We start from the raw sequence: 12,981 nt of genomic DNA, 5'->3' as shown, positions 1-12,981 counted from the left end.
TGATTGCACTGGCATCTCCTGCTGCAGAAAAAGTAGCTGGCGACGCACCGCCACGGTTAATCGCGTAAATGCCAGCGCAGTGTGCTGAATTTCACGCCATGTCGCTGTTTATTTGCGCGTGCTCACAGCGTTGCAATTCCCCGCGCAGGCTGTTTGACTTTATTTTTTTATTAAAGTAAGTATGAGTGAGTGCGTTTGTGTGCGGCTGCAGCCTGCAGGATGTCAGGCGGTGAGATGAAAGGATGCCGATCCTGGTCTGAAGAAGGTGAGCATAATGTCTGTTTCCTCCGTTCGTTCGTTCCGAATTCGCAATGTGGGTCGGCTGCTGGCAGCGGGCCTGCTGGCGGGCAGCGTCTCGCATGCCGCCCACGCCGCCGTTACCCTGAATGAGTGGGATATCTACAACTACCCGGAGCAGACTGCCGCGGTAGATGAAGGGATTAAAGAGTTTTCCCAGCAGAATCCCGGCATTGTGATTAACCGCTCGGTTCACTCCTTTGAAGATACCCGTATTCCCCTGAAGCTGGCGCTGACCGCCGGTGATGGCCCGCAGATCGCTCAGGTCAACCAGGGCGGCGGCGATATGGGCTCGCTGGTTAAAGATAAGCTGCTGCTGCCGCTCGACAGCTACGCCGCCAGCAACGGCTGGACCACACGCTTCCCGGACTCGATTCTGAAACGTAACCGCTGGTCAGACAGCGGCGAGTTTGGCAGCGGCAAACTCTATGGCGTCGCCAGCCTGGGCGAGATGGTCGGGCTCTATTACAACAAAGCGCTGCTGGATAAAGCAGGTATTGCCGTGCCGAAAACGCTGGCTGAGCTGGAAAGCGCGATGGCGAAACTGAAGCAGCAGGGCACCGCACCGATGATGCTCGGTCTGCTGGATGGCAACATGGGCCAGCAGCTGCTCAGCACCCTGTGGCAGGCGCAGATTGAGAGCCACGACCGCAAGACGCTGGATAATCTGATTTACGATGTGGGCGGCACCTTCAAAGACAGCAAGCTGGTCAATGCCGCCTCTATGATGAAGAGCTGGACCGACAAAGGGTACTTCTTCCCTGGCTTCCAGGGCATCGGTCACGACGATGCGGCGACGCTGTTCCAGAACGGCCAGGCTGCGTTCCTGGTCAGCGGCACCTGGTATCTCGGCCAGTTTAAAGACAACAAAGATATTCACTTTGCCGCGATGCCTGCCGGTGAAGGCGTGAAGCAGCCGCTGATGGTGGGCGGTACCGATCTGGCGTTCTCCATCACCAGCACTGCCAAAGGCAAAGATCAGCAGGAAGGTGCGGCGAAGTTCATCAACTATATGGTCTCTGATGCCATGGCGAACCGCTGGCTGAAGGTGGGCTTCCTGCCTGCCAGCACCAACAAAGCGGCGAAAATGCCAGCGGACAATCCGCTGCTGGCCGAGGCGTATCAGGTCTGGCTGACGCTCAATGATTACGACGGTTTAGGCCACTACGTGGACTGGGCGACACCCACCATGAACGCCGAGCTGAATCAGAACGTTCAGCTGCTGCTGGCGGGCCGTCAGACACCCGATCAGATGGTAGTTAATTTTGATAACAACTATCAGCGTTACCTGAAAACACTGAAGCATTAAGCCGGAGGCCCGGCGAACAGCCGGGCCTGAGCCTCGTTCTGAACCACGAGTAGAGTTATGTTGAATTTAAGTGGCTGGCGTAATTTTCTCTATGTTCTGCCTGCGGTGCTGGTCTATGCGGTGTTTCTGCTGTTCCCGCTACTGGCCTCGCTGGGCATCAGTTTTACCGAATGGGACGGCACCTCGCTGCCGGTGTTTAGCGGCGTCAGCAACTATCTGCGGATGTTCAGCGATCCGGTGTTCTGGATTGCACTGGGCAATAACGCCATCCTGATGCTGTTCTATACCCTGTTGCCGATTGGCGTCGGCCTGCTGCTCTGCAGCTTTCTGTATGACACGCGCAACAACAGCGAACGCAGCGTGCTGCGCATTCTCTTTTTCCTGCCCTACATCATGCCGATGGCGGTGCTGGGCGTGGTGTGGCGCTGGCTCTATAACCCGGCGTTTGGTCCGATCGACCAGATATTACGCGCAATCGGATTGCCCCAGCTGGCACTCTCCTGGCTGGGTGATTTTACCTGGGCGCTGCCCGCCGTGGGTCTGGTCGCCACCTGGTACTTCTTCGGCTTCTGTCTGGTTCTGTTTATGGCGGGCCTGCAGCGCATGGATCCCTCACTGCTGGAAGCGGCCGATCTCGATGGCTCGTCGCGTCGCCAGAAGTTTATGCGCATTACGCTGCCAGGCCTGCGACCCGAGCTGCGGATTGCCCTGCTGCTGACGGTGATCGCCAGCCTGAAAGCCTTTGACCTGGTCTATGTGATGACGCAGGGCGGCCCGGGCACCTCCACCATGGTGACCAACATCTTTATGTATAAGCAGGGCTTTGATCTGCACTACTTTGGCTACGCCTCGTCGGTGGCGGTGTTCAGCATGGTCATTGTTTTAGGGATTAACTATCTGATCCATCTGGCCTTAAAGGAGCGTTACTGATGCGAAGCACGCCGGTGATTTCACGCGCGCTGATCTGGATCGTGGCGCTGATGACGATTCTGCCGTTCCTGATGGCGCTGATGACGTCGTTCAAAACCCAGATGGAGCTGTTTCAGGGGGTCTTCACGCTGCCCGCCTCGCTGAATTTCAAAAACTACCTGACCGCGTGGCAACAGGGACACTTCAACGTCTACTTCCTCAACTCGGTGCTGGTGGTGATTCCGGTGGTGCTGTTCAGCGTGCTGCTGGGCATTCTGGCCGGGTTCGGTTTCGCGTGGCTGAAAATCCCTGGTAAAAAAGTCATCGGAGCGATGCTGGCGCTGGGGATGGTATTGCCGAGTGAAGCCTTTATCATTCCGCTCTATCACGAGCTGCGCTGGATGGGGCTGACCAACACCTATCTGGCGCTGATCCTGCCGCAAATCGCCCTGTCGCTGCCCTTTACCACGCTGATGATCGCCAGTGCTTTCCAGCAGGTGCCGAAAGAACTGGTGGAAGCGGCGGTAATGGATGGGGCATCGCGGGTCAAAATTCTGTGGGGCATTCTGGTGCCCGCTATCTGGCCGACCCTCTCAACGCTGGGGCTGCTGCTGTTTATCTGGACCTGGAATGAGTTCCTGATCCCGCTGATTCTGGTCAACAAGGATGAGTTACGCACACTGCCAATTGGCATGATGTTTTTCCAGAACAAAAACACCATCGACATTCCGGTGCTGATGGCGGGCGCGATGATTGTGATTATGCCGCTGATCGTGGTGTTCCTGATTTTCCAGCGCAAGTTCATCAGCGGCGTCACCGAAGGGGCCGTGAAGTAATCTGTGATAGCCCGCACGAAACGGCGCACTGGCGGCCAGACAAAGGTTTGCCGCGCCGTATCGTGCTGCAATTCCTCCTCCTCAATCCTGCGGGAGACGCATGATGCACCTTTCCCTTGCTGATTTTCACCCTGTCGCCGATGGCGAAACCCCGGACACGGCCGTGCTGCAACGCGCTATGGATCAGATTGCGGCGGCGGGCGGTGGCCGTCTGACCCTGCCTGCCGGGCGTTATCGCAGCGGCTGCCTGAATCTGCCCTCTGATTTTGAACTCCATCTTGAAGCGGGCGCGGTGCTGATCGCCAGTCAGCGGCTGGCTGATTACCAGGCGGTACAGGCGCTGAGCTGTGCTGAGAAGTCCCACAATGTGCTGCTCTATGCGCTGGGCCAGCGCAATATCACCATCAGCGGCACCGGCCGTATAGACGGTGACGGTGAAGCCTGGTTTGCCGCTGAGCGTGACGAGCAGGGCTATCGCCTGCCGCGTGCGGACCGGCCGCGGATCATTGTGTTTGAAGATTGTGAGCAGGTAACGCTGACCGCTTTTACCATCGTGCAGGCGCCGATGTGGACGGTGCATCTGGTGAGCTGTCGCCATGTGCATATCGACCACCTCACCATCGACAATGCCATGACCATGCCGAATACCGATGCGCTCGATATCGACAGCTGCGAAGCGGTGTTTGTCAGCAATAGCTATCTCAGTGCTGCCGATGATGCCATCTGCATCAAAACCACCCATAAACCGGCCGCGCTGCGGCGTCCGGCGCGGCAGATTATGATCACCAACTGCCTGCTGCGTAGCTACAGCTGCGCCTTTAAAATCGGCACTGAAACCTGGGATGATGTGGAAGATGTCACGGTGACCGGCTGCACCATTTTTGATTCCAACCGTGGCATTGGCATTCTGTCGCGTGACGGCGGCGCGATGCGGCGTCTGCTGTTCAGTAATCTGACTTTTGCCTGTCACCATGCGCCGCCCTGTCACTGGGGAAAAGCCGATCCGCTGCATATTTCGGTGCGCAGGCGCGATCCCGCCATTACGCCCGGCATCGTAGAGCAGGTGCAGTTCAGTAACGTTACGGGCGTGGCGGAAGGGGCGATTAACCTGCATGCCGCAGAACCGGGCTGGATACGCGATGTGGTCATCAGCCAGCTGCAAATGCGGCAGATCGTGGCACCGGTTGCACAGGGACACTATGACGTACGGCCGCCCTGTAACCCGGACTCCCCGACCGGCATGCGGCTGGATAACGCCTACAAACTTGACCCGAAAACCGGAGAAGCTTTTGGCGTAGAGCGCTATCCCGGCGGGCTGCCGGGCCTGTTCGCACGCGGGGTGGAGAACCTGCAACTGCACAGCCTGGCGATAATACGGCCGGAACCGTTACCGCCAGGCTGGCACCCCGAGTGCGTGGTGCAGTTGCCGGACTAAATCACAGCGCGGCGGCGATGGCCATACCGAGCTGTTCGGTGCTGGCGCTGCCGCCGAGATCGCGCGTCAGGTGCTCACCCGCTGCCAGCGTGCGTTCAATCGCGTCTAACACCGCATCACCTGCCGCTTTGTAGCCGAGGTGCTCCAGCATCATCGCGCCACACCAGATCTGTCCGATGGGATTGGCGACACCTTTACCGGCGATATCGGGCGCAGAACCGTGAACCGGTTCAAACAGGCTGGGGAACAGGCCTTCCGGGTTGATATTGGCCGAAGGGGCGATGCCGATGGTGCCGGTACAGGCCGGGCCGAGATCGGAGAGGATATCGCCAAACAGATTGCTGGCGACCACCACATCAAACCAGTCCGGATGCAGCACGAAGTTAGCGGTGAGAATATCGATGTGATACTTATCGACGCGAACCTCGGGGAACTGACCGGCCATGGCTTCAACGCGACTATCCCAGTAGGGCATAGTGATGGCAATACCGTTCGATTTGGTGGCGGAGGTCAGGTGTTTCTTCGGCCGACTCTGCGCCAGCTGATAGGCAAACTTCAGGATGCGATCGACGCCGGTGCGCGTCATCACCGTCTCCTGAATCACCACTTCACGTTCGGTGCCGGGAAACATGGTGCCGCCGACGCTGGAGTATTCACCCTCAGTGTTTTCGCGTACCACATAGAAGTCGATATCGCCGGGCTGACGATTCGCCAGCGGCGCTTTGACGCCTGGCATCAGTCGCACCGGACGCAGATTCACATATTGATCGAACTCCCGGCGGAACTGCAGCAGCGAGCCCCACAGTGAAACGTGGTCGGGCACCACATCGGGCCAGCCGACCGCGCCAAAATAGATTGCATCAAAGGCTTTCAGCTGTGGAAACCAGTCGTCAGGCAACATTTTGCCATGCTGCTGCCAGTAGTCGGCACTGGCGTAATCGAACCACTCCCAGCGCAGCGGAATGTTAAATTTCTCTGCGGCCGCATTCATTACACGGACGCCTTCCGGCATCACTTCTTTGCCGATGCCGTCGCCAGGGATCACGGCAACAGAGTGAATTTTGTCAGTCACAGGGTACCTTTCCGGTTGATGTTCGAATTGTGTACGCAGTATAACTGTCGCTTACGGGGAAATAATGAGCCTGAAAGGCAATCCAGTGTTGAATAAAAGTAGAGAATCCCGCACCTCCACCGATGATTTAGCCTTCTTTGTTCGCCTGGCTGCGCTGGATAGCCTGACTGCGGCGGCGCGCGAACTGGGATTGTCGCTGGCGGCGGTAAGCAAACGTCTGAGCCAGCTGGAACAGCGGCTTGGTGTGCAACTCCTGCGCCGCACCACGCGACGACTGGAGCTGACGCCGGAAGGGCGCCGATATCTGGCGGGTGCGCGTCCATTGCTGGATCAGCTGGCGGCGCTGGAAGAGGAGGTCAGCGGCGAAACCGCCCAGCTGCGCGGCATACTTAACATCAACGCCTCATTTGGCTTTGGCCGTCGGCATATTGCGCCCTGCGTCTCGGCTTTTGCCGCGCTGCACCCGGAACTCTCGCTGTCGCTGCAGCTCAGCAGCCAGCCACTTAATTTTCTTGATGCCCACATGGATATTGATATCCGCGTCGGAGAACCGCCCGACTCACGGCTGGTGGCGCGCAAACTGCGTACCAATCCGCGCATTCTCTGCTGCTCACCCGCCTATGCCGCCCGGCACGGTCTGCCGGAGACAGTGCGCGATCTGGCACAACACAACTGCATTTTACTGCGCCAGCACGACAGCGATTTTACCCTGTGGCGACTGACCAGCGGCGAACAGAGCATCAATCAGAAAGTGCGCGGCAGTCTTATCACCAACGATGGCGAAGTGGCGATGCGGCTGGCGATGGATGGGCATGGCATCTTGCTGCGTTCCTGGTGGGATGCGCAGCACAGTCTGGCGACGGGCGAACTGCTGCCGGTGTTACCCGACTGGCAGGCACCGGATGGCGATATTTTTGCGGTCTGGCAGGCGCAGCGTCAGCTTCCGGCGCGTATTACCGCATTTGTGGCGTTTCTGCAGAGCAATCTGCAATCGGTTGATTAGCCAGGCTTTTAAAGGCAGTTTCTGGTGCGGCCAGACGCCTGCGGACAATATACATACCGCATTAAGCTGATTCGGTTGCGTCAGCGTGCCGCTGCGTTTACAGCGTTTTAGCGGCTGCGTATGATTCTTATTCTTTTTATTTCCAGCCTGTCCTCTGCGTTGTGGCCAGCCGGGAGCAGCAGGCAGATAGGGGAGTTAAGTATGAAAGCGTTGTTCAGTCCGCGTACAGCGGCACTTACACTGGCGATGGTGACCACCTTCAGCCTGACGGCGTGCCAGATGCCGGCGAAAAAAGTGGATGCCAGCGCGCCGGTGGTGATGCAGCCCTCCAGCCCGGATAACCTGATTCAGCGCGAGCTGGGTGAAGGTTTGTATGAGATGGCCTATCTGCCAGCAAAAAACGCCCTCTATGTCGCCAGCGCGCAGGGATTTAAAGATATCAGCGGCGGCATGATCTACCGTCTTGATGCTTCCACGCTGCAGAGCACCGGCGCGGGACACTTCGATCTGAAAAACTTTGGTCTGATCAGCGCGCCTGACGGCAGCGCACTCTACGCCACCAACACGCTGGATGGCGGTATCTCTAAAATCGATCCTGATAACGGTAAAGTGCTGAAGCGCCTGATGTTTGACGAGAAAAACGAGAAAGGCATGCCCTATGGCACGCGTGAAATCTTTCTGCATGACGGGCTGCTCTATGTCGGCGGCGTGGGCGATCCGGGCGTGATCTGGGTGGTTGATGCCAAAACCCTGACGCTGAAAACCCGGATAAAAAATGCCGGGAAGTGGGTCACAGGTATCATCTTCTCGCCGGTCAGCGACCGGATTTATGCGGCGAACGGCAGCGGGGAAATCCTGGTGATCAATCCGCGCAATAACAAAATCGAGCAGCGCCTGACGGCGGGTGACGGGCAGGAGTATCTGTTCCTGAATATGGCCGAGGATCCGGCAACCGGTCGCCTGTTTGTGACGGATAATTCAAAAGCGAAAAATACGCTGGTGTTTGATGAGCGCAACGGCAAGGTCATTAAGCGTCTGAATCCGGGCGACTCACTGGGGATTAAATTTAATGGCAAGCGCAATGAGATTTATATCAGCCAGCGCGAATCGAAGAAGGTGCTGCAGCTGGATGGCACCACCTATGAGGTGAAAAACAGCTGGTCATTTGATAGCCACCCCAACAGTCTGCTGGTCTCACCGGACGGGCAGACCCTGTTCGTCACCCTGAAGCAGGGCTTCAATGACGATCACAGCAGTCAGGGGCTGGATGGCGTGGCGCGTATCACACTGCAATAAGAAAAGGCGGCATCGCTGCCGCCTGCATCTTTACTTAGCCACACCTTCTACCAGCACCACGCGATAGTTCGCGCCTTTCAGACGGTGCGCTTTGGCAGCCTGATATTCCGGGCTGTCATACCAGGCATGTGCGGCTTCGCGGCTCGCGAATTCCAGAATCACCACGCCTTCCGCTTCCTGCCCTTCCAGCGTTTCCAGTTCGCCATAAAAGGCGAGAGGATTGATCTGATGATCGCCGCGAGCCTCGCCCGCTTTCTCGGCATAGATCGCCATTTCGTCCTGGTTCAGGGTGTTATCACGAATAAATACAACATATGCACTCACAGGTCTCTCCTTAAGCTTTTTTATCCTGGGTTTTGGTATCGAAGTCAGCGGCATCATGACGCTCGTGCAGCTGATCGGCCGGGTCGCCCATGACACGGTTGACCTTGCGGCCACGAATCACAGCAGGTCGCAGCGCGATCTCTTTCGCCCAGCGCACCACATTTTTATAGGAGTGCACATCCAGGAATTCGGCACCGCCATACTGGTCATTCAGCACCATGTTGCCGTACCACGGCCAGGTGGCGATATCAGCGATGGTGTAGTCATCACCGGCCAGATAGCGGTTATCTGCCAGCTGACGATCCAGCACGTCGAGCTGACGCTTCGCTTCCAGCGTGAAGCGGTTAATGGCGTACTCAATTTTTTCTGGCGCGTAGTGATAGAAATGACCGAAACCACCGCCGAGGTAAGGCGCTGAGCCCTGTAACCAGAAGAGCCAGTTCAGGGTTTCGGTGCGGCCAGCGATATCTTTCGGCAGGAAGTAGCCATACTTCTCCGCAAGATAGAGCAGGATATTGCCCGATTCAAATACCCGAATCGGCGGCGTTGCCGAGTGGTCGCTCAGCGCCGGGATTTTCGAGTTCGGGTTTACGTCGACAAAACCGCTGGAGAACTGATCGCCTTCGCCGATACGGATCAGCCAGGCATCATATTCCGCATCGTTGACGTTAAGCGCCAGCAGTTCTTCCAGCAGGATGGTCACTTTCTGGCCGTTAGGCGTGCCAAGCGAATAGAGCTGTAAAGGATGCTTGCCGACCGGCAACGCTTTTTCATGGGTGGGACCAGCGAACGGACGATTAGTTTTAGCGCCGTTACCTTTGGCTTCAGGGTCCCAGGTCCAGACTTTTGCGGGCTGATATGCATTTTCCGACATAATGAAAGTTCGCCTTATGGTGTGGTATTGGTCTGGAGTGTAGCAGGTGCTGCGAAGGGGGTTTAACTCTGCTGGCTGCGCAAGGCCGTGCTGCAGGGGGCTGATGTCAGGCGGGCAGCGGCACTGGAGAAAAGTGAATAAAAGTGTGTCAGGCAGGTGGTTCGTTATCCTGAGCGGAGGTGGCCGTGCAGTCAGCAGCGACTGCACGGCAGGCAGGGTTACAGCAGTTCACGCTCAATCAGTTCGCGGGTTTCTACCGCCTGAACCTTCATCTTTTCCGGGTAGCCAAACAGAGACGCCGCGATGATCGGTTCACCGCCGACTTTATAACTGCGGGTGGCAAAGCCGGTGTCGCGCAGTGTTTTAAACAGGGTGTCGAAGTCCACTTCGCCTTCGCCCACGCCGACATGCTGGTGAATGGTGGCATCCACCCCTGGCGGGTTAACGATGTAGCGACAGTGTTTTGTATGGTTCATGGTGTCGGCGATCAGCATGTGTGACAGATCGTCACCGGCATACTCCAGCATCGGTTTCACATCACCTTTGCCTTTGTCATAAAAGAAAGTGTGTGGCGCGCTGTAGATATACTTCACATTATCGCTGCGGAACGACTTCACGATATCCACGGTTTCGTTGTTCTCTTCGCAGAAATCCCACGGATGGGCCTGGATTTCGACGCGGATGCCTTCACGTTCGATGATCGGCAGCAGCTCTTCCATGGAGCGATAGAACATCTCTTCACAGATTTCCGGCTCGTTAGGCGTGCCGGAGAGCTCGGTGTTGATCACCTGCACACCCATCTCAACCGCGATCTCGATCATCCGCTTCCAGTTCTTCACCGCCGCCTGACGACGCAGCTCATCCGGGCCGGACCAGCGATAGACCACGATAAACGAGGAGATCTCCAGCCCGGTGGCGTTTAACGCATTCTTATACTCGGTGATGATTTCACGGCTGGCTTTAGGATGTTTATAAAACGGGTTGATCTGCGGATGCGGCGACTGTTCGATATATTTGTATCCCCAGTCGGCCACCTGATGAACCATACGGGTGATGCCTAAATCTTTAATCACATCCACATCAAAAGCGATTTTCATCTTTCTGCTCCGGGCACATTAAGGTTGCTGTTCTTCATTGAAGGTCACGCCAATCTGCTGCCTGACGTTATCCATCGTGGCCAGGGTGGTAATCGCCTGGTCAAGCGAATGGATGGGTGAATCGATCCGGTTCTGACCGATACACCAGGCGAAGTGGTTAATTTCATGACAGAGCTGTTCATAGCGGCTGGCAGGCTCCTGCCACTGCAGGCGATGACGCCGATCGCTGGAGGTCAGGGTGAAGTTACCGGGCGCATAGAACTGGCCCGCCAGTTCCAGCGTGGCCTCGCGTCCGGCGATCACCGCGCCGCCTGGCGTGTTGCTGAACAGGGTGGTATTCAGCACCGAATGCATGCCGTGCTGATGGGTAAACAGCATCGACGTCTGACCGTTTACACGCCCAGCCGGGACGGGCTGGCCCCGGGCGACGATCGTGTCAGGCGCACCGCCGCCAACAAACACGCTAAGCGCCACCAGATAGCTGCCCAGATCCAGCATCGGGCCGCCCGCCAGATCGGCATTGAAGATGCGATGGTCCGGGGTGAAAAACTCGCCATGATCGGCAATCAGGGTGTGAACATCGCCGAGCACGCCATCCTCCAGCAGCTGACGGATAACGTCATATTTCGGTGTGAAGTTGCACCACATCGCCTCCATACAGAGCAGGTTCGCGGCAGCGGCGGCCAGTTTAAGCTGTGTCGCCTGCTGAGCATTCAGCGCCAGCGGCTTTTCAATCAGCAGATGCTTTCCGGCGGCAATCGCGCGCAGACCATCGGGAAAATGGTGGTTGTGGGGCGTGGCGATATAGACCGCATCAACATCCTCCCGCGCCAGCAGCACGTCGATACTGCCCGTGGCATGGCTGATTGACCATTTGTCGGCAAAGGCCTGTGCTTTTGCCGGGTCACGCGCAGCCACCGCCGTGATCTGCTGATGGGTATGCTTGCGCAGTGCATGGGCAAAATGGTCGGCGATCCAGCCCGGCCCGATAATGCCCCAGCGCAACTGTGGTACCTGGCTGGCAGCGGTCAGGCGTGGAACCGGAAGCGTTGAAGGGAACATAACTTTTCCTTTTGTACGTGCAGGCAGGTGCTGCTCAGGGCTCCACTATAGAAAGCCCGCCGTCGTCGCTCTAACCTTTTAATGATGTGATCCCATCAACCCGATCGGCGCAGGATTTTTATCCGTTTTAGCAAATGGGCGTTTTAAAGAGAATGCAGAAAGAAATGAATGTTTCATTTTGCGAGGACGATCAAGATTAACGCTGACTTTCTATCAAATAAATGAGAGGAAATGGCTGTGCCGCGATAGAGTGTTGATGTCTCAGACAACAGAATATATAGGCGTAGCCGTCAGCCAGCGCTACAGAGAGCAGAAGCAGGGAGAAGGATGATGTCAAAAGTGACGATGACCGCTATTGCGCAGGCGGCGGGCGTGGGCGTGGCCACCGTGGATCGGGTGCTGAATGGACGCGCGCCGGTGCGCAGCGTGACCGAGCAGAAAGTGCTGGCTGCGGCCCGCGAGCTGGGCTATCACCTGACGCAGGCACACATCCGGACAACATCGCCGCTCGCTGCGGCAACCGTTCGCGTGAGCTTTATCCTGCTGCCTGCCCGTTATTCGTTTTATCAGCAGCTAGGCGAGGTGCTGAAACAGCAGCTGAAGGCGCAGCAGCCACAGGGCAGCGAACCTGAATTCTGCTGGCATGATATTCATGAAGTGGAGGCGGTGGCGCACTCGCTGCGTCTGCTGGCACAGCGCAGTGATGTGATTGCGCTGGTGGCGCTGGATCATCCGCTGATTCGTCACGCGATTCAGGATGTGTCCCGACTGGGCGTGCGGGTTTACGCGCTGTTTTCTGATTTCTCGCCCTGTGAGCATGCGGGGTTTATCGGCATTGATAATCAGAAAGCGGGACGTACGGCGGCCTGGATGGCACAGCATCTGCTGCGTCAGCCGGGATGCGTTGGGGTGCTGCTGGGCGATCACCGCTTTACCTGCCAGGAGAGCAGCGAGATCAGTTTCCGCTCTTACCTGCGCGAGTCAGGCATCAGCCAGCGGGTACTGGAACCGTTAAAAACGCATGAGTCGGGTGAAGGAGGCTATCAGGCGACCCGGCAGTTGCTGGACACTCATGATGATCTGGTGATGATTTATGCGCCCTGCGGCGGCATAGAGGGTGTGGTGCGGGCGCTGCGTGACAGCGGGCGCAGACAGATCGATCTGCTGTGCCACGGTCCGCTGCCCGGCGATGAGCTGGCGCTGATTGATGGCACCATTACGCTGATGTTGCGCCATCGTATTGATGCCATGGCTGCGGCGGTGATCGCCACCTGCCTCAACAGCCGGATGGAACAGCGCGACCATTTTGCGCAGGTGACCGTACCCTTTGAAATCGTGACGCGTGAAAACCTGTAGAAAGAGCAGGTTAGCGGATATTTGATAGAAAACTATCATATAAAGAAATATTTAAACGCGATCTCTATCAAAAAATGAAACTTTCATTGTTGTCTGAGATGAAATTTTCAT

12 protein-coding genes are annotated in these 12,981 nt (G+C 57.0%); 7 read left to right on the top strand and 5 right to left on the bottom strand.

Annotated elements, in window-relative coordinates; translation table 11 throughout:
• Positions 1-274 precede the first annotated feature (274 nt).
• The 4 genes from GVJ63_RS08985 (at position 275) to GVJ63_RS08970 (ending at position 4,786) form a co-directional block, all read left to right on the top strand.
• A complete protein-coding gene (locus GVJ63_RS08985) occupies positions 275-1,606 on the top strand; it encodes an extracellular solute-binding protein (RefSeq protein ID WP_010252044.1) in 1,332 nt (443 codons plus the stop codon).
• A 57-nt stretch (positions 1,607-1,663) separates the two neighbouring features.
• A complete protein-coding gene (locus GVJ63_RS08980; RefSeq protein WP_010252041.1) occupies positions 1,664-2,536 on the top strand; it encodes a carbohydrate ABC transporter permease in 873 nt (290 codons plus the stop codon).
• Positions 2,536-3,351, top strand: a complete 816-nt coding sequence (locus GVJ63_RS08975; RefSeq protein WP_010252038.1) for a carbohydrate ABC transporter permease — start codon at positions 2,536-2,538, stop codon at positions 3,349-3,351. The genes GVJ63_RS08980 and GVJ63_RS08975 overlap by 1 nt, the downstream gene beginning before the upstream one ends.
• A gap of 103 nt (positions 3,352-3,454) precedes the next feature.
• Positions 3,455-4,786, top strand: coding sequence for a glycoside hydrolase family 28 protein (locus GVJ63_RS08970; RefSeq protein WP_159226748.1), 1,332 nt, complete (start codon positions 3,455-3,457; stop codon positions 4,784-4,786).
• A gap of 1 nt (position 4,787) precedes the next feature.
• On the opposite strand, the gene GVJ63_RS08965 is transcribed toward GVJ63_RS08970, so the two are convergent.
• Positions 4,788-5,858: a tartrate dehydrogenase gene (locus GVJ63_RS08965; protein WP_010672027.1), complete on the bottom strand. Its 1,071-nt coding sequence runs from the start codon at positions 5,856-5,858 to the stop codon at positions 4,788-4,790.
• Between the two features lie 64 nt (positions 5,859-5,922).
• Between GVJ63_RS08965 and GVJ63_RS08960 the strand changes: the two genes are divergently transcribed.
• Positions 5,923-6,861, top strand: a complete 939-nt coding sequence (locus tag GVJ63_RS08960; RefSeq protein ID WP_159226723.1) for a LysR family transcriptional regulator — start codon at positions 5,923-5,925, stop codon at positions 6,859-6,861.
• A 201-nt stretch (positions 6,862-7,062) separates the two neighbouring features.
• Positions 7,063-8,157 carry a YncE family protein gene (locus GVJ63_RS08955; protein ID WP_159226722.1) on the top strand — a complete coding sequence of 365 codons (1,095 nt, stop codon included), beginning with the start codon at positions 7,063-7,065 and terminating at the stop codon, positions 8,155-8,157.
• 30 nt (positions 8,158-8,187) lie between these two features.
• Here GVJ63_RS08955 and GVJ63_RS08950 read toward each other — a convergent pair whose 3' ends face one another.
• The 4 genes from GVJ63_RS08950 to GVJ63_RS08935 form a co-directional block, all read right to left on the bottom strand.
• A complete protein-coding gene (locus GVJ63_RS08950) occupies positions 8,188-8,481 on the bottom strand; it encodes a DUF1330 domain-containing protein (RefSeq protein WP_010252030.1) in 294 nt (97 codons plus the stop codon).
• A gap of 10 nt (positions 8,482-8,491) precedes the next feature.
• Positions 8,492-9,355 carry a glutathione-dependent disulfide-bond oxidoreductase gene (yghU, locus tag GVJ63_RS08945; protein WP_022625250.1) on the bottom strand — a complete coding sequence of 288 codons (864 nt, stop codon included), beginning with the start codon at positions 9,353-9,355 and terminating at the stop codon, positions 8,492-8,494.
• Positions 9,356-9,573: 218 nt separating this feature from the next.
• The gene (locus tag GVJ63_RS08940; protein WP_010252025.1) at positions 9,574-10,452 is read right to left on the bottom strand and encodes a sugar phosphate isomerase/epimerase family protein; all 879 of its coding nucleotides are present in this window, start codon (positions 10,450-10,452) and stop codon (positions 9,574-9,576) included.
• Positions 10,453-10,470: 18 nt separating this feature from the next.
• Positions 10,471-11,514 (bottom strand): Gfo/Idh/MocA family protein, encoded by a 1,044-nt coding sequence (locus GVJ63_RS08935; protein ID WP_010672024.1) that lies wholly within the window; start codon positions 11,512-11,514, stop codon positions 10,471-10,473.
• 330 nt (positions 11,515-11,844) lie between these two features.
• Between GVJ63_RS08935 and GVJ63_RS08930 the strand changes: the two genes are divergently transcribed.
• Positions 11,845-12,870, top strand: a complete 1,026-nt coding sequence (locus GVJ63_RS08930; protein ID WP_010672023.1) for a LacI family DNA-binding transcriptional regulator — start codon at positions 11,845-11,847, stop codon at positions 12,868-12,870.
• Positions 12,871-12,981: the final 111 nt, after the last annotated feature.

Source organism: Pantoea sp. 18059 (assembly GCF_902706165.1).
GTDB lineage: Bacteria > Pseudomonadota > Gammaproteobacteria > Enterobacterales > Enterobacteriaceae > Pantoea > Pantoea agglomerans.
Note: the sequence above shows the minus strand (reverse complement) of the source record. Positions and strands in the feature narration are given on the sequence as shown.